Genomic DNA, 23,990 nt, shown 5'->3' with positions numbered 1-23,990 from the left:
CGTAATGAAAGTGGTGCATGTCGTCCGCCAATTCCACCCTTCGATCGGAGGCATGGAAGAAGTCGTTCTCAATGTGGCCCGTCAACATCAGGCCACCAGCGCCGATACGGTAGAGATCGTGACCCTGGATCGGGTGTTTACCGATCCGGGCGCGCAACTTGCGGCGCAGGAGACGCATCAGGGCTTGCCGATTCGGCGCATCGGTTATCGCGGTTCGTCGCGTTATCCGTTGGCGCCGTCCGTGCTGAGCGCGATCCGCTCGGCCGATCTGGTGCACCTGCATGGCATCGATTTTTTCTACGACTATCTGGCGTTGACCAAGCCGCTGCATGGCAAGCCGATGGTGGTGTCCACGCACGGCGGCTTCTTCCACACCGCGTATGCCTCGCGGATGAAGCAGCTATGGTTTCAAACGCTCACCCGCACCTCGGCGTTGGCGTATGCGCGGGTGATCGCCACCAGCGAGAACGATGGCGAGCTATTCGCCAAGGTGGTGTCGCCGACGCGTTTGCGGGTGATCGAAAACGGCGTGGATGTGGAGAAATACGCAGGGCAGGGTGCAGCGACGCCGGGCCGGACCATGATGTATTTCGGCCGCTGGTCGGTGAACAAGGGTCTGATCGAAACCCTGGAGCTGCTGCAGGCGGTACTGCAACGTGATCCGCAGTGGCGGTTGATCATCGCCGGGCGCGAATACGATCTGAACGAGGCCGATCTGCGCAAGGCGATCGCCGAGCGGGGCCTGCAGGACAAGGTGCAGCTCAGCATGTCGCCCTCGCAGGAGCAGTTGCGCAGCCTGATGCAACAGGCGCAGTTCTTCGTCTGTCTGTCGCGCCACGAAGGCTTCGGCATCGCCGCGGTCGAGGCGATGAGTGCAGGCCTGATTCCCATCCTCAGCGACATCCCGCCGTTCGTGCGCCTTGCCAGCGAATCGGGGCAGGGCGTGATCGTCAACCGCGAGAGGATCGATGCGGCCGCAAACCAGGTGCAGGCGCTTGCGCTGCAGGCGGATGCGGATTTCGATGCGCGTCGTGCAGCATCCATGGCGTACGTGGGCCGCTACGACTGGAAGCATGTGGTCGGGCGCTACGTCGACGAGTACCACACCGCGTTGGGCACCCGCCGTCCGCAGGAGGCAGTGCGATGAGCGCGCCTGCATCGGCAGCGACTGCGCGGGCTGCCGCGCAGCCACAGGTCACCGTGCTGTTCTCCACCGAGAAGCCCAATGCCAGCACCAATCCGTATCTGACCCAGCTGTACGCGTCGCTGCCCGACGCAGTGCAGCCGCGCTTCTTTTCGATGCGCGATGCGCTGTTGTCGCGCTACGACGTGCTGCATCTGCATTGGCCGGAATATCTGCTGCGCCATCCCAGTGCGGCCGGCACCCTGGCCAAGCAGATGTGTGCGGCGCTGTTGCTGCTCAAGCTGCAGGTGACCGGCACGCCGGTGGTGCGCACCTTGCACAACCTGGCGCCGCACGAGGATCGGGGCTGGCGCGAGCGCGGCCTGCTGCGCTGGATCGATCGGCTGACGCGTCGCTGGATCCGCATCAACGCAACCACGCCGCCGCGACCGCCATTTACCGACACCATCCTGCACGGCCATTATCGCGAGTGGTTTGCGAAGATGCCGCAAGGCACGCCGGTTCCGGGGCGGCTGCTGCATTTCGGCCTGATCCGCCCGTACAAGGGCGTGGAAACGCTGCTGGAGGTGATGCGTCAGGTCGATGATCCGCGCCTGAAGCTGCGCATCGTCGGCAACCCGGCCACGCCGCAGATGCGCAGCCTGGTGGAAGAGGCCTGCGCACAGGATCCGCGGATGAGTGCCTTGCTGGCGTATGTTGAAGAACCAGTGCTGGCACGCGAAGTCAGCGAAGCCGAGCTGGTGGTGCTGCCGTATCGGCAGATGCATAACTCCGGCACCTTGTTGCTGGCGTTGTCGCTGGCGCGCCCGGTGCTGGCACCGTGGAGCGAGTCCAATGCGGCGATCGCCGAAGAAGTCGGCCCGGGTTGGGTGTTCCTCTACGAGGGCGAATTCGATGCGGCATTGCTGACCGGCATGCTGGACAAGGTGCGCGCCGCGCCACGCGGGCCGGCACCGGATCTATCGCAACGTGACTGGCCACGGATCGGACAGCTGCACTACCGCACCTACCTGGAAGCACTCGGCAAGGATGGAGACGCCGCGTCGTGACCGCAGAGATCCCAACGATGAATCCCCCTACGCCTCCGCCACAGCGCAGCCTCGGTTCGCGCGCCGCCGGTGGCGCAGCGGTGACCATGATCGGCCAGTCGGCCAAGATGGTCGTGCAGTTCGGCGGCATTATCCTGCTGGCGCGCCTGCTGACGCCTTACGACTACGGCCTGATGGCGATGGTCACCGCGATTGTCGGTGCGGCCGAGATCCTGCGCGATTTCGGCCTGTCTGCCGCTGCCGTGCAGGCCAAGCATGTCAGCCGCGAGCAGCGCGACAACCTGTTCTGGATCAACAGCGGCATCGGCTTGTCGCTGTCGGTGGTGGTGTACGCCTCTGCCCATGTGATCGCCAATTTCTACAAAGAACCGGCGCTGGTGACGATTTCCCAGGCGCTGGCGGTGACCTTCCTGATCAACGGCATGACCACGCAGTACCGCGCGCATTTGAGCCGCGGGCTGCGTTTTGGCCAGGTTGCGCTCAGCGATGTGGGATCGCAGGTGCTGGGCCTGGGCGCTGCCGTCGCTGCCGCATTGCTGGGCTGGGGGTACTGGGCGCTGGTGGTGCAGCAGGTGGTGCAGGCGGTGGTCAATTTCATCATCGCTGCGAGCTGCGCGCGCTGGTTGCCGGGTGGGTATCAACGCTCGGCGCCGATGCGCGACTTCATGAGCTTCGGCTGGAACCTGATGGCCGCGCAGTTGCTGGGCTATGCCAGCCGCAACGTCGGCCAGGTCATCATCGGTTGGCGGACCGGCCCGGACGCACTGGGCCTGTACAACCGCGCGTTCCAGTTGCTGATGATGCCGTTGAATCAGATCAACGCGCCTGCCACCAGCGTGGCGTTGCCGGTGCTGTCGCAGTTGCAGGACGACCGCGAACGCTTCAGCGCCTTCCTGCTGCGCGGGCAGACGGTGATGGTGCATCTGATCGTTGCGCTGTTCGCCTTCTCCTGCGCGCTGGCCATGCCGCTGATCGTACTGGTGCTCGGCGAGCAGTGGCGCGAGGCCGTGCCCTTGTTCCAGGTGCTGACGCTGGGCGGTATTTTCCAGACTGCGTCCTATGCAACCTACTGGGTGTTCCTTGCCAGGGGCCTGATGCGCGCGCAGTTGCTGTTCTCGCTGGTCAGCCGCATCGTGCTGATCGGCTGCATCTTCGTTGGCTCGCGCTGGGGTGCGATGGGCGTGGCGATCGGCTATTCGTTCGGTCTGCTGGTGACCTGGCCGTTGTCGCTGGTCTGGGTCGGCAAGATCTCCGACGCACCGGTGGGCGCGCTGTTCACCAATGCGGTGCGCGCGATGACCGCGTATGGCGTGGCAGGGGTGTGCGCGTATTACGCATCCATCACTGTCGGTGGCCCGCTATGGCAGCAACTGGCCGTTGGCGCGGCCGCGATGGCGGCGGTCTGTCTGCTGGCGTTGGCGATCTGGCCGGCGTTCCGTCGCGACGTGATTGCCATCCTCAATATCCGCAAGTTGCTGAAGCAGGCCAAGGCACGCCAATGAGATCGACGTTGTCTTCGCCTGCGTTCGTGCATGCTTTCTCCCACTCATTCATAGGACACGGCCCATGAGCGATACACCCGCCGCCGCTTCCGGCATTCGCCGGCCCTGCTATCTGGTCTTGTCCGCCCACGATTACCGCACGCCACGGCGCGCCAATATCCACTTCATCACCGATCAACTCGCGCTACGCGGCACCACGCGGTTTTTCTCGCTGCGCTATAGCCGGCTGTCGCGCATGAAGGGCGACATGCGGCTGCCGCTGGATGACACCGCAAATACCGTGGTCTCGCACAAGGGTGTGGAATGCTATCTGTGGCGCACGACGGTGCATCCGTTCAACACGCGTCGCGCCTGGCTGCGTTCTGTCGAAGATGCGATGTTCCGTTGGTATGCCGCGCACCCGCCGCGCCAGTTGCTGGACTGGATGCGCGAGGCGGACGTGATCGTGTTCGAAAGCGGTATCGCGGTGGCCTTCATCGCGCTGGCCAAGCGCATCAATCCGGCAGCCAAGCTGGTCTATCGCGCCTCCGATGGCCTGAGCACGATCAATGTCGCGTCCTATATCGAGCGCGAGTTCGATCGGATTGCACCGACGCTGGATGTGATCGCACTGGTGTCGCCGGCAATGGCGGAGGAAGTGGCAAGCCGCGACAACGTGTATCACGTCGGTCACGGTGTGGACCACAACCTGGACCAGCTGGGCGACCCGTCGCCGTATGGCGAGGGCATCCATGCGGTGGCAGTGGGCTCGATGTTGTTCGACCCGGAGTTCTTCGTGGTTGCAAGCAAGGCGTTCCCGCAGGTGACGTTCCATGTGATCGGCTCGGGCATGGGCCGGCACCCCGGCTATGGCGACAACGTGGTGGTCTATGGCGAGATGAAGCACGCCGAGACCATCGGCTACATCAAGCACGCCCGTTTCGGGATCGCACCTTACGCGTCCGAGCAGGTGCCGGTGTATTTGGCCGATAGTTCGATGAAATTGCTGCAATACGATTTCTTCGGCCTGCCTGCGGTGTGTCCGAATGCCGTCGTGGGGCCGTATCAATCGCGTTTCGGCTACACTCCCGGCAATGCTGAGTCCGTTATTGCGGCCATCAGTCGCGCGCTGGAAGCACCGCGCGTGCGTTACCGCCAATGCCTGAATTGGTCCGATACGACCGACCGCGTACTGAATCCCGGTGCGTATCCGGAAACCCGTTTGTACCCGCAGCCAGATGGCGCAGCTGTGCGTGCTTCTTCGGAGGCCGCGCTCTCGCACTGATGCGGCGCACCCAACTTTAGAAGGAGACTGCTCGTTATGGCCAATGCTTTGCTGCAGAAATGGATCGAACATGCGGAACGCCGTGCCTTGTTCTGGTGGCAACCGAAGAACGCTGGCGTCAACATGGGCGATCATCTGTCCAAGGTGATTGTGTCCTGTGTGCTCTCCTTGCAGGACAAGACGCTGATCGAAAAGCGCGATCTCAGCAAGAAGCTGATCGCCATCGGCTCGGTGCTGCATTTCGCCAAGGACGGCGACACCGTCTGGGGCAGCGGCATCAACGGCAAGATTCCCGCCGAGCGCAATACCTTCAGCGCCCTGGATGTGCGTGCAGTGCGTGGCCCGAAGACGCGGCAGTTCCTGCTCGATCGCGGGATCGCGGTGCCGGAGGTGTATGGCGATCCCGGTCTGCTGACACCGATGTTCTTCCCCGCCGATGCGCTGGGCCCGGCGAACAAGCGCCCCTTCGCCATCGTTCCGCATTTCAACGAGCCGGTCGAGAAGTACAGCGCGTACGCTGATCATCTGGTATTTCCCAACGTCAAGCCTGCGACGTTCATGAGTGCGTTGTTGGGCGCCGAGCTGGTGATCAGCAGTTCGCTGCACGGGCTGATTCTTGCCGAGGCGTACGGGATTCCGGCGGTGTACCTGGATTGGGGCAACGGCGAGGATCGCTTCAAGTACGACGACTACTACAACGGCACCGGACGCATGCAGTGGCACTCGGGCAACAGCGTGGAAGAATGTCTGCAGCTTGGCGGCAACGGCGATTTCGACCTGGAAAAACTGCAGGCCGGGCTGTTGGCCGCCTTTCCTTACGACCTTTGGTGATTCAATGATGCAGGGCCGGCACGTGGATACGGAAACGACAGCAACCGCCAACGCGGCGACGCCGCAAGGCGTGGTGATTCCGCTCGGCGGATTTCCGGTGCTTTCCACGACGCAGGAAGCGTTTGCACTGGAGTTGTTTCACGCATTGGCTGCCCGGCAACCACGCCGGGTGTTTTTTGCCAACACCAATTTCATCGTGCAATGCCAGGCACTGCGCCTGCGGATGCGCGAGCCCAGCGTGCGCATCGTCAATGACGGCATCGGCATGGATCTGGCAGCACGCCTGATCCATGGTCGCCGCTTTGCCGGCAACCTCAATGGCACCGATCTGATTCCGTATCTGTGTCGCGAAGCCGCGCAGCCGCTCAAGTTCTTCCTGCTCGGCGGTCGCCCGGGCGTGGGCAAGACCGCTGCCGCGACCTTGACCGGCACGCTGGGCCAGCAGGTGGTAGGCATGTGCGACGGCTACGGCGAATTTGCCGCCGCCGGCGAGGGCCTGGCCGAGCGCATCAATCGTTCGGGCGCCGATGTGCTGCTGGTGGCCTTCGGCAACCCGCTGCAGGAGCGCTGGATCCTGGATCATGGCCAGGCCTTGAACGTGCCGCTGGTCTTCGGTGTCGGTGCGTTGCTGGATTTCCTGTCCGGCACCGCCAAACGTGCGCCGGATTGGGTGCGGCGCCTGCATATGGAGTGGATGTACCGGCTGCTCAACGAGCCGCGTCGTCTGCTCAAGCGCTACAGCTGGGACCTGCTGGTGTTCTTCCGCACCTGCCTGCGGGCGGGCAAGCATCTGCCCTGATGCACGCGCGGCGTTGGCTGGCTTAGCATGTACGCATGCATCCGACCGCCGCCACCCTGATCCGTTCGCTCGAACTCGCCCCGCATCCAGAGGGCGGGCATTTCCGTCGCGTGTATGCGTCGGCTCGCCAGGTGACAGAGAGCGGCCAGCCGCGCCCGGCGCTGACCGCCATCCGCTTCCTGCTTGCTGCCGGCGAATCCAGCGCCTGGCATCGCGTGGATGCGGAAGAAAGCTGGCATTGGCAGCAGGGCGATGCGCTGGAGCTGTCGATCTACGACGAGGCCAGCGGGCAGCTGCAACGCCTGATCCTGGATGCCGCCGGGCGCGGTGAGCCGATGCACGTGGTGCCGGCAGGGTGCTGGCAGGCGGCGCGGTCGCTGGGTGATTTCACCCTGGTGGGCTGCACGGTTTCGCCAGGGTTCGTCTGGGAGGGCTTCGCACTGCTCGACGGCGCCTCGCCGCTGGCTGCGCACCTGGCCAGCCTGGATCCACGCTGAGCCATCGACGGCTGCGGCGGCTGCGGCGGCGAACATTTCTCTAACGCGGCCATGGCCGGCTTGGCGTAGTGTCCGCGTTCTCACACAGGGGGGCGAGACGTGATGCGAGGCCAGCGGGCGGTATGCGGCGTGGGAGCGATGCTGGTGTCGTTGCTGGCAGTTGCCAGCGATGGCGCGAAGCCGCAGGTGGCCGCGCCATCACCACCGGCCGTGGTCGACCTGGAAGCGATGGTGGTGCGCGGCGTGCAGCCGGGCCCTGGCTTGTGGAAGGTCAGTAAGGGCGATCATGTGCTGTGGATCCTGGGCACCGTGTCGCCGCTGCCGAAGCGGCTGCAGTGGCAGTCCACCGAGGTGGAAGCGATTATCGGCCAGTCGCAGCAGGTGCTGATGGCGCCGACCGTCCAGATCGATGCGGACATGGGGTTCTTCGGTAAATTGACCCTGCTGCCCTCGGCGATGAAGGCGATGAAGAACGAGGACGGCCGCGAACTGCGCGAGCTGCTGCCGGCCGAGCTGTATGCACGCTGGTCGGTTGCCAAGGCGCGTTATCTCGGCAGCGATCGCGGGGTGGAGCGCAAGCGCCCGATGCTTGCCGCCGGTGAGTTGTATCAGGCGGCGATCAAGCGCTCCGGCCTGGCGCGCTCGCGGGCGATCTGGTCGGTGGTGGAGCGTGCCGCCAAGCGCGCCGGGATCAAGCCGACCCCCACCGCGCTGGATTACAAGATCGCCGACCCGCGCCAGGCCATCAAGGAGTTCCGCGCCGGCGGCATGGACGACACCGCGTGCTTTCGCAGCATCCTGGCCACCGTAGAGCGCGACCTGCCCACGATGGTCGAGCGCGCCAACGCCTGGTCGGTGGGCGACATCGAGGCACTGCGCCAGTTGCCTCGCGAAGATCCGCAAGCGGCCTGCATGAGTGCCATGGCCAGTTCCGGCGCCGCCAGAAAACGCGGGATCGACGATCTGGAACGGCGCATGCGCGAACACTGGCTGGGCATCGCCACCACCGCGCTGCAACGCAATCGCAGCACCTTCGCGGTGTTGCCGATCAGCCGGCTGACCGCGGCCGACGGCTATCTGGCGCGCTTGCAGGCGCTGGGATATGCGGTGGAAGCGCCTTGAAACGTGGGCACACATGCTTGGCGATCGTCTGCTGGAACGATTTGGTGATCGGCTGACCGACTGCCGTCCTCGCCGGCGGGCGGTGCGCACTGCGCGATCCGGCGACCGATCGGCTCGGCCCACGCCCGCCACGGTATGCTGCGCGCCTTGTCCAACGAGACCTCCGTGTTGAACGCATTGCCGCTGCGCATTCTGGGCACCGGGCGCCATGTCCCCGCCACGGAGGTGACCTCGCAACAGCTGGATCAACGCTGGCAGCTGCCGGCAGGCACCACCTTCGCGCGCTCGGGGGTGGCCACGCGCCATTACGTGGGCGAGGGCGAGACGGCCTCGTCGATGGGTGCGGCGGCGGCGGCCCAGGCGCTGGCAAGCGCGGACATCGACGCCGATCAGATCGATTGCCTGATCTCGGCCTGCAGCGTCATGGAGCAGCCGATTCCCTGCCAGGCGGTGCTGATCCAGCGCGCGCTCGGGCTGGGCGATTCGGGCATTCCTGCCTTCGACGTCAACGCGACCTGCCTGAGCTTTCTGGTGGCGCTGGACCTGGCCGCCAATGCGTTGGCGCTCGGGCGCTATCGGTGCGTGTTGATCGTCTCCAGCGAGGTGGCCTCGGGTGGGCTGGATGCATCGACGCCGGCCACCGCCGGCTTGTTTGGCGATGGAGCGGCTGCGGTGGTCGTGGGGCGTAGCGCCGCCGATGACGGCTCGGCACTGCTGTCCAGCCGCTTGTCCAGTTACGGCGATGGCGCGGAGCTGTGCCGCATTCGCGGCGGCGGCACGCGCTATCCGCGCGGCGAAGAACAGGCGCCCGATGCCTTGCGCAGCTTCAGCATGGATGGGCGTGGCGCCTATCGGTTCGCTGCACGCCAGCTGCCTGCATTCTGGGAACAACTGCTGCGCGAGGCCGGCACCACCACGGCAGCGTTGCGCTGCCTGGTGCCGCACCAGGCCTCCGGCGGCGGCCTGGAGCATGTGGTACAGGCGCTGGGGCTGCGCCCCGATCAGGTGGTTCGCATCCTGCAGGCCACCGGCAACCAGGTCGCCGCATCGCTGCCGCATGCCTTGCATCACGCCCGGGTCGAGCAACGCCTGCAGCGCGGCGATCTGTTCGCGCTGCTCGGCACCGGTGCCGGGCTGGCGATCGGCGGCATGGTGTTGCGGTACTAGGGCGTGTGCGCATGCTCCGACCAGGTCGCGCGCTGATGCCGCCGCGCGTGTCGCTCGAGTTGCTGCGTATCGGCCATTGCCGCCACTGCGAGCGCATGGTGCGTGCGGATGGTCACTGGCATGCGGTGGAATTCCCCGCGTTGAGCGTGCTGATCCGGCATCCGCAACGGGGTGCGCTGTTGTACGACACCGGGTATGCCGCGCATTTCTTCCGCGCGACCGATCCCTGGCCCGAGCGTCTGTATCGCTGGACCACGCCGGTGCGCCTGCCCGCGCACGAAACGCTGGGCGCTCAACTGGCACGCCGCGGCGTGCAGCTGGAGGAGATCGCCTGGTGCCTGATCTCGCACTTCCATGCCGACCATGTCGGCGGCCTGCGCGATCTGCCGAACGCCCGTTTCATCTGCCTGCGTGCCGACTATCAGCAGCTGCGTGCCTGCTCACGCGTCGGCGGCCTGCGGCGTGCCTTGTTGCCGCAGTTGCTCCCCGAAGATTTCGATCGGCGCCTGCGGTTTGCCGAGCAGGCACCGGTGCGCGCGCTGACCGGCGCCTGGCAGGGCCTGGGCGCGGCCTACGATCTGTTCGACGACGGCAGCGTGCTGGCGGTGCCCTTGCCCGGGCACGTACCCGGGCAGATGGGCCTGTGGTTGCGCGACCAGTACGACCGCGAGGTGTTGCTGTGCGCCGATGCGGTGTGGTCGTCGGCAACCTGGGCGACGCTGCAGTGGCCCGCCTGGCCCACGCGTTTGTTGATGCACGATTGGCACGCGTTCCGGCGCACCGTGCAGCAATTGCATGCGCTGTCGCTTGCCCATCCCGAGTTGGCCATCCTGCCTTCGCATTGCCAACCCAGTCTTGACCGTTATCAACCGGAGTGGCGATGAGCCTGCGTATTCTCGTGACCGGCGCATCCGGCTTTGTCGGTGGTTCCTTCCTGCGACGTTTTCAGGGGCAGCCGGGTGTGGAGATCCACGGCATCGGTCGTCGTGCCAGCGATCTGCCCAACTACCATCGCATCGATCTGAGCCAGCCGTTCTCGCTGCAGTGGCAGCCGGATGTGGTGATCCATGCCGCGGCATTGGCCTCGCCGTGGGGCACGCGCGCGCAGTTCCAGCAGCATAACGTCCAGGCCACCGCCAACGTCATCGACTTCTGCACGCGCCATGGCTGCCCGCGTCTGCTGTATGTGTCGTCCAGTTCGGTGTTCTATCGCGAGGAGCATCAATACGACCTCAGCGAGGACAGCCCGATCGGGCCGACGTTCGTCAATACCTACGCGCAGACCAAATACCTTGGCGAAACGCTGCTGGAGCAGTATCCGGGCGACACCTCCGTGCTGCGCCCGCGTGCGGTGTTCGGCCCGGGGGACACGGTGCTGTTCCCGCGCGTGATCGCCGCTGCGCGCAAGGGGGCGCTGCCTCGCTTCGTCGGCCAGACGCAGCCGGTGATCGGCGACCTGATCTACATCGATACGCTGTGCGATTACCTCTATCGCGCTGCGACGGCGCCGCAGTTGCAGCCGGCCTACAACCTCACCAACGCGCAGCCGGTGGATCTGCAGCAGCTGTTGCTGGACCTGCTCACGCGCCTGCAACTGCCGCTGCCGCGACGCGAGGTGCGCATCGCCACTGCACTGCGCATGGCCAGCGTGGTGGAGGCGGCGTATCGCGTGCTGCGCCTGCGCGGCGAACCGCCGATCACCCGCTTCGGCGTGGGTGCGTTCGCCTATTCCAAGACCTTCGATCCACGACGCACGCTTGCCGATCTCGGGCCTCCCAGCGTCAGTCTGGAACAGGGCATCGAGGCATTCGTGCGTTGGCAGGCGGCGCAGTGGGCGTAGTGGTTCCGATAGTGGCAGCCGCCTACCTGGCGGTGCTGATGGTCAAGACGGCTGCGGTGCTGTGGGTGATGCGTGGTGCGCGTGCGCGGCCACCGGGTGGCGCCACCGCAACCCAGGCCGAGGTGGCGATCCTGCAGCCGGTGCTGGGTGGCGATGCGCATTTACAGCAGGTGCTTGCGGCCAACCTGCAAGCGCTGCCTGACGCCCAGTTTGTCTGGCTGCTGGATGCGGACGACATTCCGGGAAATAGCGTTGCCGATGCCTTGGTCGCGATGCACCCGCATGTACGCATCGAGCGCATGCGGGTGCCATCCGCGCCAGCCGGCATCAATCCAAAGGCCTGGAAGCTCGACCACGCGCTGGCACGTGTGCGCGCGTCGATCAGCCTGATCCTCGACGACGATGCACAGTTGAGCAGTGATGCGCTCGCACGCTTGTTGCAGGATCTGACCGACGCCGATGTGGTCACCGCATTGCCGTACTACCAGGACGGCAGCACGCTGGCGGGCCGGCTGCTGTCGCAGTTCGTCAATAACAATGCGGCGCTGACCTATCTGGGCTGGTTGCCGTTCGCCGCGCCGCTGACCATCAATGGCATGTGCTATGCCGCGCGGACCGAGCAGCTGCGCGCCTGGGGCGGGTTTGCCGCGTTACTGGACCAGCTCACCGACGATCTGGCCGTTGCCACCTTGGTGCGTGAGCGCGGCGGGCGGCTGCACCAATCCGTCGCGCCGGTGGCGATGCGCACCGCGATGCCGGATCTGGCCAGCTACGCACGCCAGATGCATCGATGGATGTTGTTCGCGTCGATCCTGCTGCGTCGGCAGACCGTGGGCGTACGCCTGGCCATCGGCGTGCTGCAGGGGCTGCCGCCGTTGTTGCTGCTGGCCTTGCTGGCCTGTGCCTGCGTGCAGGCGAGCTGGCCGGTAGTGGCCGGCGTGCTGTGCACCGTGCTGCTGCGTGCGCTGCTGCTATGCCTGGTGCAATGGCGGGTGAGCGGTGCGGTGCGCCACCGTCCGTTGCTGTCGGTTGTCGCGGAGTGCCTGCAGCCGCTGCATCTGCTGCATGCTGCGCTGGTGCGCACGATCCGCTGGCGCACCCGGCGTTACCGCGTGTTGCCGGATGGACGTTTTCGTGCGGACTGACGGCTCCAGCCTGCAGATCGCCTTCCTCACCGGGCAAAGCGATCCGGAGCGCTGTGCATTGAGCGGGGAACAACAGCAGTTTCTGCACCAGCTGCAAGGCGCGGGCCGGCGGCTGATCGACTGCAATTATCCATATCGCTCTGCGGGCCCACCGCACCGGCGCACACCGCTGTGGCGCGCTTGCGTGTGCAATGCGCGTCAGTATCTGGCCGCACGCGCCGCACGCGTCGCGGACGCCGATCGCATGCGCGTGGTGGCGCTGCTGGAGCAGGCGCCGACGACGGTACTGCTGGCCGGCAGTTGTGGCCTGCAACTGCTGACCGCGTTGCAGCTGCCGCAGGCGCTGCGCACGCGTCTTGCCGTGTTTGCCTATGGCCCGGTGTGCACTGCGTCTGCGGCGTTCGGACAGCTGCGCATCGTCCAGGGCAGCGGTGACTGGATCTCGCGCGCGCTGTTCGGCGGTGCGCGAGATCTGATCCCCGCATGCGGGCATATGGCGTATCTGCGCGATGCACGCGTGCTTGCCGATTGCCAGGCATTTGTCGCGCAGGTCGAGCAGGCAGTGCAGGGGAGCGGGCATGCGGATTGATCTGATCGCGCCGCCGTACAGCGGGCATCTGCATCCGATCCTGGCGATTGCGCGGCAGTTGGCGCCACATCACGATGTCCACGTCATCAGCACGCCGGCGGCGCTGGTGCGCATCCGTGCCTGTGGGTTGAGCGGTGTCAGCGTGCTGGATGCGCAAGCCGACCGGCACTTGCGCGACATCGCCAATCCGCCGCATGCGGTGGGCCACAATCCCTTGCGGCTGCGCCGCCAGTTGCACGATGCGCTTGGTCTGATGGCGCGGCTGGGCGATGCCGTACGGCAGCGCTGGCGCGACCGCAGGCCGGACCTGGTGATCGCCGATTTCACCTTGCCCAGCGCGGGATTGGCGGCGCAGGCGATGGGCATCGCCTGGTGGACCAGCATGCCGTCACCATGCGTGATCGAAACCGGCGACGGGCCGCCGGCGTATTTCGGTGGTCTGCTTCCGGCATCCACGGCACGGCAGCGGATCTGGCATGCAGTCGCGCGGCGGCTGACGCGTGGATTCAAACGGAGCCTGCACCTGTGTTATCGCCGTCAGATGCGCGCATCCGGATTGCCGGCGATCTATCGCAGCGATCGCAGCGAGGCGGTGTATTCGCCGCACTGCATCCTGGCCCTGGGGCTGCCGTCGTTCGAGCTGGCCCGGCGCTGGCCTGCGGCAGTGCGTTTCGTCGGGCCGCAGCTGTGCACGCCGCCATCGATGGTTGCGCCGCCGCAGTTCGTCCCCGGTCGTCAGCATGTGCTGGTGACGCTGGGCACGCACCTGCAGTGGATCAAGCAACGGATGGACCAGTTACTGCGTGCCGTGGCGGTGCAGTTTCCGCAGGTGATCTTTCACTTCAGCGCTGGCGATCCCGCCGCGCCGCCAGCGCAGACGCACGGCAACTACCAGCGTCTGCCGTATGTGGACTACGCGCAGCAGCTGCATCGCTACGCCCTGGTCGTCCACCATGGCGGTGCCGGCATCCTGTATGCCTGCCTGGCTGCGGGACTGCCGTCGATCGTCTATCCGCTGGATTACGATCAGTTCGACCATGCCGCGCGCCTGCACAGCGCAGGTGCGTCGTTGTGGCTGCGCGAACTGGAGGGTCTGCCTGCGCTGTTGCGCGAAGCACTTGCTGCCACCGAGGTGCCAGCGGGCGTGCGTAGATTGCAGGCAGAACTGCACGACATCGAGGCACAGGCGCGCATCGTGCAGCTGGTGGATGCGTTTGCACGCACCGGTGCAGTGCCGCAGATCTGAGGCCTCATCGGGCGGACCGGTCACGCCCGGCGTCAATCCATCAGCCTCAACACGCGGCAGACGTCATTGCCGGGACGGGCAGGCGATTTTCCAACCGTCTGCCGCAACTACCGCTACGTGCTCAGCCTGCAGCCGCATTCCGCGACGGCGCCTTGCCTGCAATCAGCTGCGGCCAGCGCTTGAGCACGGCGTCGCGGATACCGGCCTGGTCGATGCCAGCCTCGGCCAGCAGGTCTTCGCGGCTGGCGTGGTGCTGGAAGCTGTCCGGCAGGCCCAGGTGCAGCATCGGCAGGGTGATCGCTTCGGCGTTGAGCAGTTCGGCCACGCCCGAGCCGGCGCCACCGGCAACAACATTGTCTTCGATGGTGACGAAGCCTTCGTGGCTGCTGGCAAGCTCCAGCAGCATGGCCTTGTCGAGCGGTTTGACGAAGCGCATGTTGACCACGGTCAGGCCAAGCTCGCGGCCGACCGCTTCGGCCGCATCCACGCTCGCGCCAAAGCCCAGCAGGGCGATGCGTGTGCCACTGTGACGCAGCTGCGCCTTGCCGATCGGCAGGCTGGTGAGCGATGCGTCGAGCGTGCTGCCCGGGCCGGTGCCGCGCGGGTAGCGCACTGCCGCCGGGCCTTCGTAACGCACGCCGGTGGTGAGCATCTGACGGCATTCGGCCTCGTCGGCCGGCGCCATCACCACCATGTGCGGGACGCAGCGCAGGAAGCTCAGATCCAGGTTGCCGGCGTGGGTGGCGCCATCCGGGCCGACCACACCGCCGCGATCGATCGCGAACAGCACGTCGAGCTTCTGCACCGCCACGTCGTGCACCAGCTGGTCGTAGCCGCGCTGCAGGAAGGTGGAGTAGATCGCCACCACCGGTTTGGCGCCCTGGGTCGCCATGCCGGCGGCCAGCGTCACCGCGTGTTGCTCGGCGATGGCCACGTCGAAATAGCGCTGCGGATATTCCTTGCTGAAACGCACCAGGCCCGAGCCCTCGCGCATCGCCGGGGTGATCACCAGCAGCTTGGGTTCGGCCGCGGCCATGTCGCAGACCCAGTCGCTGAAGACATCGGTATAGGTCGGCTTCTTGGCGCCGGCCTTGGCGACCAGGCCCTTGCTTGGATCGAACGGACCGACGGCGTGGTAACCGATCTGGTCGCCTTCGGCCAGTTCGTAGCCCTTGCCCTTGGTGGTGATCACGTGCAGCAACTGCGGGCCCTTGAGCGTCTTCAGGGTCTTCAGTGCGCCGACCAGGCCGGGCAGGTCGTGGCCGTCGATCGGGCCGGTGTAGTGGAAGCCCATTTCCTCGAACAGCGTGGACGGCACGAACATGCCCTTCCAGTGTTCTTCCCAACGCCGCACGAAGCGCGCGGTGGGGTTGTTCTTCTTGTCGCCGAGGATCTTCTTGCCGCCCTCGCGGATGGCGTTGAGGGTGCGGCTGCCGCTGGCACGCCCCAGCATCTTGGTCAGCCCGCCGACTGCTTCGGAGATCGACATGCGGTTGTCGTTGAGGATCACCAGCAGGTTCGGCTCCGGGTCCATGCCGCCGGCATGGTTGAGTGCCTCGTAGACCATGCCGGCGGTCATCGCGCCGTCGCCGATCACCGCCACCACCTTGCGTTCGTCACCACTGCGCTGCGCGGCGATCGCCATGCCCAGCGCGGCCGAGATCGAAGTCGAGGAGTGCCCGACACCGAAGGTGTCGTAGACGCTCTCTTCGCGCTTGGGGAACGGCGCCACGCCGTCCTTCTGCTTGACCGTGTGGATCTGGTCGCGGCGGCCGGTAAGGATCTTGTGCGGGTAGGTCTGATGGCCCACATCCCACACCAGCTGATCGACCGGGGTCTGATACAGGTAGTGCAGGGCGACGGTGAGTTCGATCACGCCCAGGCCGGCCGCAAAATGCCCGCCGCTCTTGCCCACCGATTCGATGAGGTAGGCGCGCAGCTCTTCGGCGATCGCGGTCAGATCGGCCTCGTCGAAAGTGCGCAGATCGTCGGGGGTCTGGATGCGGGACAGGCGCGGATAGCGGGTGGAGTCGATCATCATCGTGTCAATGTTCTGAAGCCGTATTGTCCTCCCCATGCGAAGGCCCGGCAAGCAAGCCGGTTCAGCTGTCAGCGGGAAGTGATGGCCGAGCACTGTCGGCAATGCAGGCGCGCGCGCCGCGCCCTTGTGCCTGCGGCAATCTGCCGCACCCTGGCCCAGGCCCTGGGCACTGGTGAGGGATGTTGCGTGGCCGCGCGATGGGCAGGCTGGCCGGGTCGCCGTAAATGGTCGAGGAAGCGTTGGGGCTGCGCATTGCGTGGCGGAGCTGTGGGCCGCAGGTTGCATCGAGTCGATGCACCCACCAACGCACGCGCTGCCACACCTCGGTCGGACGATCCCACCGCATGTACCGGCGATCCAGCCGGAGCGTCGTGCCGAGCCAGCAGGTAGCGGACTACAGCGACAGTTTCGAGCGCTTGGGCAACTGCGCGCGCAGGAACGCCATCTGGTCGGAGAGGATGTTGCGGTTGGACAGGATCAGATGTTCGATCCAGCTCGGGCGATAGGGCACGGCCAGCAGCGGCATATGCGCCTGCTGTGGCGTCCGGTTGGCCTTGCGCGAATTGCACTGGAAGCAGGCGGTGACCACGTTCTCCCAACTGTCGCGGCCGCCCTTGGAGACCGGCATGACGTGATCGCGGGTCAGCTGCGGGCGACTGAAGTGCTGGCCGCAATACATGCACAGCTGCGAGTCGCGCGCGAACAGTGCGGTGTTGCTGAGGGTCGGCGTCGGGTCCAGTGCGCGCGAACGGGCATGCCCGCGTGCGGCGATGATGGGATGCAATGCCAGCGTGCTGCGCTCGCCGGTGAGCCGTGACATGCCGCCGTGGATCTCCATGCAGGGCTCGCCCAAGGTCCAGGACACCGCACCGCGTGCGTACAGGCAGGCGGCGTCCTGCCAGTTGATCCAGTCCAGCACCCGGCCGTGCGCATCGAGCGAAAGCAGGCGCAGGGTGGGAAGTTGCTGGATTGCAGCGACAGCGCTGCCCGCGACCGGGGCTGAGGAGCCTCCGGGGACGATCACATCACCTGCGTGCGTGTCTGTCTCCATCGGGAAAACAGCTTATACCCGATCGTTGACAGTTTGTGTATCGCAGCGACGGGCCGTGGCGCGCGTCTTGCAATCAAGGGATCAGCATGTGCCCGCCCGGCCGCGATGCCGCCATGCTGCGTGACCAGTCCCCGGACGCGTTAAAGACCTTGTTTAGCCGTAGGAGCGCACCCGGGCGCGATGTCTCGCCGATCGGTAATGCTTCGTCGCGGCCAGGTCCACTCCTACGACAGCGGCGGAATCCTGCAATGTTGCCGTAGGCGCGCACCTGGGCGCGACGTTTCGCCGATCGGTACCGCTTCGTCGCGGCCAGGTCCGCTCCTACGACAGCGGCGGAATCTTGTGATGTTGCCGTAGGAGCGCTCCCGGGCGCGATGTCTCGCCGATCGGTACCGCCTCATCGCGGCCAGGGCCGCTGCTAGGACAGCGGCAGCCTGCCGCGATGATGGCGCTTGCTCAGGCTTCGCCGAACAGCTCCGCTTCCAGCGACATCAACGGCGCGGCGCCGCTGCGGATGGTGGCGGCATGGGTCAGCGTGCGTGGCAACACGCGTGCGAAGTAGAAGCGTGCGGTTTCGCGCTTGGCACGTTTGAAGTCCTCGCTGTGCGCGGAGGCATCGGCTGCGGCCACGCTGCGTGCCCACCAGTACGCCAGCACCACGTAGCCGGAATAAAACAGGTAGTCGTAGCTGGCCGCGCCGAGTTCGTCCGGGTTGCGGGCGGCGCGATCGAGCACGTCGCGGGTCAGCATCGCCCACTCGCTGCACTTGTCGCGCAGCGGCTTGATGAACTCGGCCAGCGCTGCGTTGCCCTCCTGTGCTTTGGCAAAGGTTTCCACATCGGCCAGGAACAGCTTCAATCCGGCCGCCTGGCTGGCTGCGGTCTTGCGGCCGATCAGATCCAGCGCCTGGATGCCGGTGGTGCCTTCGTAGATGGTGGTGATGCGTGCGTCGCGGGCCAGCTGCTCCATGCCGTATTCGCGGATGTAACCGTGGCCGCCGAAGCACTGCAGCGCGTGGTAGGTGTTCTCGATTGACCACTCGGTCTGGCAGGCCTTGGAAATCGGGGTGAGGAAACTCACCAGGGTCTCGGCATCGGCGCGTTCCTGGTCGCTGGCGCCGCGGTGCGCCACGTCGACCAGGCTGGCGGCATGCAGCGCCAGCAGGCGGCTGCCTTCGGTCAGCGACTTGATGGTCAGCAGCATGCGGCGCACGTCCGAGTGCACGATGATCGGGTCGGCCGGCTTGTCGGGAAACCGGGCGCCGCTGAGCGCGCGCGACTGCAGACGTTCGCGGGTATAGCGCAGGGCGTTCTGATACGCCCGCTCGGACAGGCCGATGCCCTGCAGGCCCACGCTCAGGCGCGCAGTGTTCATCATCGTAAACATCGCCTGCAGGCCCTTGTGCGGCTGGCCGACCAGGTAGCCCTGCGCGCCTTCGAAGTTCATCACGCAGGTCACCGACCCCTTGATGCCCATCTTGTGCTCGATCGAACCGCAGTGCAGCGCGTTGCGTTCGCCCAAGTTGCCCTCGCGGTCCACCTTGAACTTGGGGGTGACGAACAGCGAGATGCCCTTGGCGCCGGCCGGTGCGTCCGGCAGCTTGGCCAGCACCAGATGCACGATGTTGTCGGTGAGATCGTGCTCGCCGGCGGTGATGAAGATCTTGGTGCCGGTGATGGCGTAGCTGCCGTCGGCGTTGGGCTCGGCGCGGGTCTTAAGCAGGCCCAGGTCGGTGCCGCAATGCGGCTCGGTCAGGCACATGGTGCCGGTCCAGCGGCCATCGATCAGCGGCTTGAGGAACACGTCCTGCTGCCAGGTTTCGCCGTGCTGGCGCAGCGCTTCCATCGCGCCGTGCGAGAGCAGCGGGAAGTTGCCCCAGGCCAGGTTGGCGGCGTTGATCATTTCGCTCAACGGCACGCCCAGCGTATGCGGCATGCCCTGGCCGCCGAACTGCGTCTCGGCGGTGAGCCCGTTCCAGCCGGCTTCCACGAACTGGTCGTAGGCCGCGCGGAAGCCGGGCGGGGTGGTCACCGCATGGGTGCTCTTGTCGAAGGCGCAGCCGATTTCGTCGCCGATGCTGTTGAGCGGCGCCAGCACCTGTGCGGTGAAGCGGCCGGCTTCTTCAAGCACGGCGTCGATGATGTCGGTGCTGGCATCGGCATAGCCGAGCCGGGCAAACAGGGCCTGCGCGCCGAGCACGTCGTGCAGGGCGAAGCGGAAATCGGTCAGCGGGGCGGTGTAGCTGCTCATGCGGGATCCTTCAAACGAGTGCGGGAAGGCGTGCGCGTCAGCGCAGCACGCCGTTGAGGCCCGGGGCCGGGCTGAGCGTGTTGCGCGACTCGACGCTGAAATCGCGCTGCTTCTTGTCCTGCGGCGTCGCCCACACCGTGCCCTTGAGCGAATAGGGCAGCGAGCGGCCACCGGCGAGCACGTCGGCGACGGTGAGGCGGCCCAGCGAGGTCGGCTGCACGCTGACAGTCACCACGTCGGCGGTTTCCGGGCCGATCGAGATGCCGACGCTCTGGTCGAGCTTGCCGGCCAGCTGGTCGCCGGCGGAAATCTCCAGCACCACACGCTCGAACTGCATCGGGATGCTGCTGTAGTTCTGCAGCCGTAGATCGACCGACCAGGAGCCATCGGCACGCACGGTCAGTTGCTGGATGCTGGCGGCCGGCTCGGACACGCGGCGTACCGCACCGCCGCAGGCGCTCAGCAGCAGGCCGCAGGCCAGCGACACGATCAGGAGACGGTAGGCACGACGCATGTACTGAGGTCCTTGGCGGGATTGAGGCGGCGCCAAGAATACTACGCAGTACGGTTGCTGCCTCGCTGCCTCGCTGCCTCGCTGCCTCGCGGCGTGTCCGGGGGCTGGCGTTGCGGCGCATCACTCGGCGCGGTCTGCGTTCAGGCCGCTGGCGTCAACGCAAGGGCGCAGCCACGATCAGCGGCGACAGGTCGTACCCCATCTGCGTGGCCTGACGCTTGAGTTGTTCGAACTGCGCGCGCTGCATCTGTGGCGAGCGCGACAGGATCCACAGATACTTGCGATCCGGTTCGCCGACCACCGCCCATTGGTAGTCCGGATCGAGTGCGATCACCCAATAGTCGGCCCATACCAGCGGCAACCAGCTCAGCCATTCCGGGGCAAAGCGCACCTGCAATTGCCCGGGCTGGCCCTCGACCGGCCGTGCCACCCCGTCGGCCTGGGTCAGCTCGCCATCGGCGGTGCGGCAGCCGTTGCGCACGCCGATCAGGCCGTCGTCGCGCAGGGTGTAGCTGGCGGTGATATCGCTGCGGCACTTCTTCTGGAACGACACCGGAAGATGCGCGATCTCGTGCCACTGGCCCGCGTAGCGGGAGATGTCCAGTTGTGGCACCGCGCGTACCGGCGGTTGGGCGGCGGCCGTCAGCGGCATCAGCAAGGCGAAGAACGGCAGCAGCAGGCGGGGCAGGCACATGACAATCTCCTCGGGACCTGCGCAGGCTAGGCCATGCCGCCCGCCGCGCGGCGTGAACCGGTGCAGGAAAGCACAGGCGTCGCGCCGGCCCGGAACAAAGTTCATCACAACGCTTGCCCAAACTGCGCCTGCTCGCTATGATGCGCGTCCTCGCAACGCAGGCAGCATGTTGCGATAGTGGCCGAGTAGCTCAGTTGGTAGAGCAGGGGATTGAAAATCCCCGTGTCGGCGGTTCGATTCCGTCCTCGGCCACCATTTCCAAGCCTTCGTTCGCAAGGCTTCCCGGCAATCGCCGGATGTGCAAACTCTCTTCCCGGTTTTGTTGACGCCACGTCGCAGTGATTGCTGCAGGTGGATTTCTTGCGTTTGCCGGCAGATCTGTCGCGTGCGGCTGGAAAAACGGTTGCTCTGCGCTGCAACGCCCGTCTCCGGGCGGGGCGTGGGCTGCGCCTTTCAAGGAGGCCCGGCAGATTGCGCCGGGGGACGGGTAAAGGACTGCAATCAGCTCGCGCGCTGCCGGATCGTGGCGGTTTTTCCACGTCGTCTTCAACTGCACGTGGCGATACTTCCGCGCATGACGCACAAAACACTTCGACGCACATTGATTCACGGTTACTGCGGTGAGTTCCGTGTGGAAACGATGGAAAGTCAGGCCCCTGGACAGACGCAGTGGTCGTCGACGGCGTTTGTGTATCACCGCGACCGCGACTCACCGATCGCCACGATCGAAGGTGCGGGGCAGGGCGAATACCGCGGCGATGCGCGCGAGCAGGCGCTGCGGGTGGGCTCCTGTCTGGCCGAGTTTCTGGATCCGAAGGAATATCGCCCCTGAAGTCTGGCGCTGGCACAGCGGCGTCAACTTTGCTGGATCGGTGTTTGCGCTGTTGAGGCGCGCAACGGCGGCGCGCGCTGGTGCGCCGCTGGAAACGCAGGAATCAACCATTGCCGCGCAAGGACGCCAGCGGCGCTGGTGATCAGTGCCCAGTGGTCCCGGCTGCACGGGCGCGGTTACAACGTGCCGCTGCTGATGATCGGCGGTGCCTATCTATGCGCCATTGCGCTGACAGACACGTTCGCATCGTCGAATTCGTGGCCACGCGATACACGATCCAACCAATGCAACGCGAAGCATCGCCCGTGCAGGCGCGATCTCACGCAGTGCATCACCAGCCGGCCGACCTGGATAGCCGCGTATGCTGGCGTCCCGGGAAAATGAAGGAACGGCAATGACAACGCGATGCTGGTGGTTGGCCCTGACAATGGCAGCGGTTGCGCCGTGTGGCGCAGCGACGCTGCCTGCCGCTGCGTCCAGGCTGCTGCCGTCCGGGCAGACGGTCATCGGCCTTGCCGAGGCGGATCTGAGCGGAGATGGGCGGCAGGATTATGTAGTTGCCTTGCGCGCTGCGGCAGAAGATGCACGCAAGGCAACCAGCGACCCGGCGCCGGCGCGGACCTTGCTGGTATTGGTGGCGACCGCCGATGGCGGCTTTGTGATCGCTGGGCGCAATACGCGTGTGATCTTCAAGGCCGACGAGGGCGGGCAATGCGATCCGTTCCTGGATGGCGAACAAGGCCTGGTGGCGAAGGGCGCCTACTTCACCGTGCAAAATGGCGTGGCCTGCGGCCAGCACTGGACCGACTACATCACCTTCCGCTACGACCGTGCGCGTGGCGAGTTCCTCTTCCACAAGCGTGTGCTGGAAAGCTGGGAGATGAATACCGACAACGCGCCCGATGCCGATGCGATGCGCATGAGCGAGCACAAGGAGATCAAGGCCGATCCGCGCAAGCCGATCGCACTGTCTGCCTATGCGCCCGCACCCGAGTGAAGCGGCAGGGCGATCAGCCGCCCGCCGGCCACCAGTTGTCCATATTGCGCCGATAGACGAACAGGCGCGGCGCCTTGGCCACCTGAGCCGCTGCCTGGCGTTCGCCGGCGATCAACGAAAACCCGATGTCCGCCAGCATGCGCGACAGCGCGTTGGCATTGCCGCGGCCCGGGTCGCTGATGACGATCTCGCACGAGGGTTTGGCCAGCGCGGGAATGAGTTTGGCCAGCATGGTGGCGTGGCGGCTCTCGTAGAGCACGTCGCTGGCGATGATCATGTCGAACTGGCCCATGTTGGGTGCGCCGGCGTCCCAGTCGAGCCGGCGATACGGCACCGAGTCCAGTGAATTGAGCGCAGCGTTGTACGCCAGAAACACTTCGGCCAGCGGGTGATGATCGCTGGCGACCACGTCGGCGCCGCGCCTGCGCAACACCAGGCTGGCCAGCCCCAGGCCGCAGCCGAGTTCGAGAATGCGCCGGCCTTCGATCGGGCGCGTGGCCATGGCTTCGGCCAGTAGCTGGCCGGCCGGCCAGACCTGCCCGAACAGGCTCCATTGCGCCGAAGAGATGCCTGCATCGGCCGCACTCTCGTCCGGATCGGCGTATTGCTGTTTATCGGCAAGTGCGCGGATGACGTAAGTCAGTTGCCCGAAGGTCAACTCGTGAATCTGGGTCTGGTAGCCCGGCATGGTGGCATCGCATGGTCGCCAGCAACTGCGCTGGCTGGAAAGACGCGCGCAACGGCGCCAGGACGGCCGAACGAAGCGCAAGAGCTGCTTGCTGCCCGCGCATGCTACGGCAAAACAGCCGATGCGCCTGCCTGCCGATGGCGGCCTGCCGCGCCACCATTAGCCTGCTTTCAGCAAGCGACGACGCAGGCAATGGCTCACAGCTGCGCGCTTGCATGCAAGCCGGTGCCTGCGGCTATGGTCGCCGCATTCGACGGGCAAGGGTGCGTCGATGAAGAACTGGATATTCCTGGCAATCGCGATCTGTGCAGAGGTCACCGCCACGGCGGCGCTCAAATCCAGCGAAGGCTTTACGCGCATGTGGCCTTCGCTGCTCACCGTGCTGGGCTACGGCATTTCGTTCTATTTTCTGGCATTGACCTTGCGCGTGATCCCGGTCGGCATCGCTTACGCCATGTGGTCGGGCGCGGGCATCGTGCTGATTTCGCTGGTGGCCTGGGCGCTGCACGGACAACGGCTGGATGCGCCGGCGATGCTGGGGATGGGGCTGATCGTGGCCGGTGCGGTGGTCATCAACGTGTTTTCAAAGGTGGCGCCGCATTAGCGCGTGCTGCATCCCGCGTGCCGGGTTGCATCGGCGGGCGCGGCCGTACGGGAAAGGCTCATGGATGTGAGGGGTCAGCTCACCGGCCCCAACTAGACTATCGCCATGGGAATGGCCCCGCGGA

The 23,990-nt window shown here is 65.9% G+C and carries 23 protein-coding genes, 1 tRNA gene and 1 pseudogene; 19 read left to right on the top strand and 6 right to left on the bottom strand.

The window, feature by feature from the left end:
• Positions 1–4 precede the first annotated feature (4 nt).
• The 14 genes from LL972_RS11115 (at position 5) to LL972_RS11050 (ending at position 14,195) form a co-directional block, all read left to right on the top strand.
• Entirely contained in the window at positions 5–1,147 is a 1,143-nt protein-coding gene (locus LL972_RS11115) for a glycosyltransferase family 4 protein (RefSeq protein WP_228327654.1), read from the top strand.
• Positions 1,144–2,193, top strand: a complete 1,050-nt coding sequence (locus LL972_RS11110; protein ID WP_228327653.1) for a glycosyltransferase — start codon at positions 1,144–1,146, stop codon at positions 2,191–2,193. The genes LL972_RS11115 and LL972_RS11110 overlap by 4 nt, the downstream gene beginning before the upstream one ends.
• Positions 2,194–2,210: 17 nt before the next feature.
• A complete protein-coding gene (locus LL972_RS11105) occupies positions 2,211–3,695 on the top strand; it encodes a lipopolysaccharide biosynthesis protein (protein ID WP_228327652.1) in 1,485 nt (494 codons plus the stop codon).
• A 64-nt stretch (positions 3,696–3,759) separates the two neighbouring features.
• A complete protein-coding gene (locus LL972_RS11100; protein ID WP_228327651.1) occupies positions 3,760–4,959 on the top strand; it encodes a glycosyltransferase in 1,200 nt (399 codons plus the stop codon).
• A 36-nt stretch (positions 4,960–4,995) separates the two neighbouring features.
• A complete protein-coding gene (locus LL972_RS11095; protein WP_228327650.1) occupies positions 4,996–5,790 on the top strand; it encodes a polysaccharide pyruvyl transferase family protein in 795 nt (264 codons plus the stop codon).
• A gap of 4 nt (positions 5,791–5,794) precedes the next feature.
• Positions 5,795–6,589 carry a WecB/TagA/CpsF family glycosyltransferase gene (locus tag LL972_RS11090; RefSeq protein WP_228327649.1) on the top strand — a complete coding sequence of 265 codons (795 nt, stop codon included), beginning with the start codon at positions 5,795–5,797 and terminating at the stop codon, positions 6,587–6,589.
• A gap of 35 nt (positions 6,590–6,624) precedes the next feature.
• Complete coding sequence (locus LL972_RS11085; protein ID WP_228327648.1) at positions 6,625–7,086, top strand: cupin domain-containing protein; 462 nt, start codon at positions 6,625–6,627, stop codon at positions 7,084–7,086.
• A 102-nt stretch (positions 7,087–7,188) separates the two neighbouring features.
• The gene (locus LL972_RS11080; RefSeq protein ID WP_228327672.1) at positions 7,189–8,208 is read left to right on the top strand and encodes a TraB/GumN family protein; all 1,020 of its coding nucleotides are present in this window, start codon (positions 7,189–7,191) and stop codon (positions 8,206–8,208) included.
• Between the two features lie 135 nt (positions 8,209–8,343).
• Entirely contained in the window at positions 8,344–9,375 is a 1,032-nt protein-coding gene (locus LL972_RS11075; protein WP_228327647.1) for a 3-oxoacyl-[acyl-carrier-protein] synthase III C-terminal domain-containing protein, read from the top strand.
• Between the two features lie 35 nt (positions 9,376–9,410).
• On the top strand, positions 9,411–10,259 hold the full coding sequence (locus LL972_RS11070; RefSeq protein ID WP_228327671.1) for an MBL fold metallo-hydrolase: 849 nt from the start codon (positions 9,411–9,413) through the stop codon (positions 10,257–10,259).
• Complete coding sequence (locus tag LL972_RS11065; protein ID WP_228327646.1) at positions 10,256–11,215, top strand: NAD-dependent epimerase/dehydratase family protein; 960 nt, start codon at positions 10,256–10,258, stop codon at positions 11,213–11,215. Before LL972_RS11070 ends, LL972_RS11065 begins: the two co-directional genes overlap by 4 nt.
• Positions 11,206–12,360: a glycosyltransferase family 21 protein gene (locus LL972_RS11060; RefSeq protein WP_228327645.1), complete on the top strand. Its 1,155-nt coding sequence runs from the start codon at positions 11,206–11,208 to the stop codon at positions 12,358–12,360. Before LL972_RS11065 ends, LL972_RS11060 begins: the two co-directional genes overlap by 10 nt.
• Entirely contained in the window at positions 12,338–12,949 is a 612-nt protein-coding gene (locus LL972_RS11055; protein ID WP_228327644.1) for a hypothetical protein, read from the top strand. The genes LL972_RS11060 and LL972_RS11055 overlap by 23 nt, the downstream gene beginning before the upstream one ends.
• On the top strand, positions 12,939–14,195 hold the full coding sequence (locus tag LL972_RS11050) for a glycosyltransferase (RefSeq protein ID WP_228327643.1): 1,257 nt from the start codon (positions 12,939–12,941) through the stop codon (positions 14,193–14,195). The genes LL972_RS11055 and LL972_RS11050 overlap by 11 nt, the downstream gene beginning before the upstream one ends.
• A gap of 121 nt (positions 14,196–14,316) precedes the next feature.
• Here the strand turns inward: LL972_RS11050 and dxs are convergent, their stop codons facing one another.
• From dxs to LL972_RS11025, 5 genes are all read right to left on the bottom strand, one after another.
• Positions 14,317–16,233, bottom strand: a complete 1,917-nt coding sequence (gene dxs / locus LL972_RS11045) for a 1-deoxy-D-xylulose-5-phosphate synthase (protein ID WP_228327642.1) — start codon at positions 16,231–16,233, stop codon at positions 14,317–14,319.
• A 397-nt stretch (positions 16,234–16,630) separates the two neighbouring features.
• Positions 16,631–17,287 carry an HNH endonuclease gene (locus LL972_RS11040; RefSeq protein ID WP_053045183.1) on the bottom strand — a complete coding sequence of 219 codons (657 nt, stop codon included), beginning with the start codon at positions 17,285–17,287 and terminating at the stop codon, positions 16,631–16,633.
• Between the two features lie 456 nt (positions 17,288–17,743).
• Complete coding sequence (locus LL972_RS11035; protein WP_228327641.1) at positions 17,744–19,537, bottom strand: acyl-CoA dehydrogenase C-terminal domain-containing protein; 1,794 nt, start codon at positions 19,535–19,537, stop codon at positions 17,744–17,746.
• A 37-nt stretch (positions 19,538–19,574) separates the two neighbouring features.
• Positions 19,575–20,051, bottom strand: coding sequence for an LEA type 2 family protein (locus LL972_RS11030; RefSeq protein ID WP_039512117.1), 477 nt, complete (start codon positions 20,049–20,051; stop codon positions 19,575–19,577).
• 154 nt (positions 20,052–20,205) lie between these two features.
• Positions 20,206–20,745 (bottom strand): lipocalin family protein, encoded by a 540-nt coding sequence (locus tag LL972_RS11025; RefSeq protein WP_228327640.1) that lies wholly within the window; start codon positions 20,743–20,745, stop codon positions 20,206–20,208.
• Between the two features lie 179 nt (positions 20,746–20,924).
• Here LL972_RS11025 and LL972_RS11020 point away from each other — a divergent pair.
• The 4 genes and pseudogenes from LL972_RS11020 (at position 20,925) to LL972_RS11010 (ending at position 22,574) form a co-directional block, all read left to right on the top strand.
• A tRNA-Phe gene (locus LL972_RS11020) sits at positions 20,925–21,000 on the top strand.
• 319 nt (positions 21,001–21,319) lie between these two features.
• The gene (locus LL972_RS11015) at positions 21,320–21,577 is read left to right on the top strand and encodes a hypothetical protein (RefSeq protein WP_228327670.1); all 258 of its coding nucleotides are present in this window, start codon (positions 21,320–21,322) and stop codon (positions 21,575–21,577) included.
• A gap of 123 nt (positions 21,578–21,700) precedes the next feature.
• Positions 21,701–21,796 (top strand): annotated as a pseudogene (locus tag LL972_RS21795) (DUF808 domain-containing protein); the annotation flags it as partial.
• A gap of 208 nt (positions 21,797–22,004) precedes the next feature.
• Positions 22,005–22,574, top strand: a complete 570-nt coding sequence (locus LL972_RS11010; RefSeq protein ID WP_228327669.1) for a hypothetical protein — start codon at positions 22,005–22,007, stop codon at positions 22,572–22,574.
• Between the two features lie 13 nt (positions 22,575–22,587).
• On the opposite strand, the gene LL972_RS11005 is transcribed toward LL972_RS11010, so the two are convergent.
• On the bottom strand, positions 22,588–23,262 hold the full coding sequence (locus LL972_RS11005; RefSeq protein ID WP_228327639.1) for a class I SAM-dependent methyltransferase: 675 nt from the start codon (positions 23,260–23,262) through the stop codon (positions 22,588–22,590).
• Positions 23,263–23,533: 271 nt separating this feature from the next.
• On the opposite strand from LL972_RS11005, the gene LL972_RS11000 reads away from it, so the two are divergent.
• Entirely contained in the window at positions 23,534–23,866 is a 333-nt protein-coding gene (locus LL972_RS11000; protein ID WP_228327638.1) for an SMR family transporter, read from the top strand.
• Positions 23,867–23,990 lie beyond the last annotated feature (124 nt).

The organism is Xanthomonas campestris pv. asclepiadis (assembly GCF_020784175.1).
GTDB classification, from domain to species: domain Bacteria; phylum Pseudomonadota; class Gammaproteobacteria; order Xanthomonadales; family Xanthomonadaceae; genus Xanthomonas; species Xanthomonas campestris_D.
This window is presented reverse-complemented; position numbering and strand designations above follow the sequence as displayed.

Bases quoted from the DNA above. Each gene is read 5' to 3' on its own strand.
- LL972_RS11015 (WP_228327670.1), top strand. From the start codon at position 21,320: ATGACGCACAAAACACTTCGACGCACATTGATTCACGGTTACTGCGGT.
- LL972_RS11095 (WP_228327650.1), top strand. From the start codon at position 4,996: ATGGCCAATGCTTTGCTGCAGAAATGGATCGAACATGCGGAACGCCGT.
- LL972_RS11110 (WP_228327653.1), top strand. From the start codon at position 1,144: ATGAGCGCGCCTGCATCGGCAGCGACTGCGCGGGCTGCCGCGCAGCCA.
- LL972_RS11025 (WP_228327640.1), bottom strand. From the start codon at position 20,745: ATGTGCCTGCCCCGCCTGCTGCTGCCGTTCTTCGCCTTGCTGATGCCG.
- LL972_RS11010 (WP_228327669.1), top strand. From the start codon at position 22,005: ATGGCAGCGGTTGCGCCGTGTGGCGCAGCGACGCTGCCTGCCGCTGCG.
- LL972_RS11100 (WP_228327651.1), top strand. From the start codon at position 3,760: ATGAGCGATACACCCGCCGCCGCTTCCGGCATTCGCCGGCCCTGCTAT.
- LL972_RS11070 (WP_228327671.1), top strand. From the start codon at position 9,411: ATGCCGCCGCGCGTGTCGCTCGAGTTGCTGCGTATCGGCCATTGCCGC.
- LL972_RS11030 (WP_039512117.1), bottom strand. From the start codon at position 20,051: ATGCGTCGTGCCTACCGTCTCCTGATCGTGTCGCTGGCCTGCGGCCTG.
- LL972_RS11050 (WP_228327643.1), top strand. From the start codon at position 12,939: ATGCGGATTGATCTGATCGCGCCGCCGTACAGCGGGCATCTGCATCCG.
- dxs (WP_228327642.1), bottom strand. From the start codon at position 16,233: ATGATCGACTCCACCCGCTATCCGCGCCTGTCCCGCATCCAGACCCCC.
- LL972_RS11055 (WP_228327644.1), top strand. From the start codon at position 12,338: ATGGACGTTTTCGTGCGGACTGACGGCTCCAGCCTGCAGATCGCCTTC.
- LL972_RS11005 (WP_228327639.1), bottom strand. From the start codon at position 23,262: ATGCCGGGCTACCAGACCCAGATTCACGAGTTGACCTTCGGGCAACTG.
- LL972_RS11105 (WP_228327652.1), top strand. From the start codon at position 2,211: ATGAATCCCCCTACGCCTCCGCCACAGCGCAGCCTCGGTTCGCGCGCC.
- LL972_RS11080 (WP_228327672.1), top strand. From the start codon at position 7,189: ATGCGAGGCCAGCGGGCGGTATGCGGCGTGGGAGCGATGCTGGTGTCG.
- LL972_RS11035 (WP_228327641.1), bottom strand. From the start codon at position 19,537: ATGAGCAGCTACACCGCCCCGCTGACCGATTTCCGCTTCGCCCTGCAC.
- LL972_RS11085 (WP_228327648.1), top strand. From the start codon at position 6,625: ATGCATCCGACCGCCGCCACCCTGATCCGTTCGCTCGAACTCGCCCCG.
- LL972_RS11040 (WP_053045183.1), bottom strand. From the start codon at position 17,287: ATGGAGACAGACACGCACGCAGGTGATGTGATCGTCCCCGGAGGCTCC.
- LL972_RS11090 (WP_228327649.1), top strand. From the start codon at position 5,795: ATGATGCAGGGCCGGCACGTGGATACGGAAACGACAGCAACCGCCAAC.
- LL972_RS11075 (WP_228327647.1), top strand. From the start codon at position 8,344: ATGCTGCGCGCCTTGTCCAACGAGACCTCCGTGTTGAACGCATTGCCG.
- LL972_RS11065 (WP_228327646.1), top strand. From the start codon at position 10,256: ATGAGCCTGCGTATTCTCGTGACCGGCGCATCCGGCTTTGTCGGTGGT.
- LL972_RS11000 (WP_228327638.1), top strand. From the start codon at position 23,534: ATGAAGAACTGGATATTCCTGGCAATCGCGATCTGTGCAGAGGTCACC.
- LL972_RS11115 (WP_228327654.1), top strand. From the start codon at position 5: ATGAAAGTGGTGCATGTCGTCCGCCAATTCCACCCTTCGATCGGAGGC.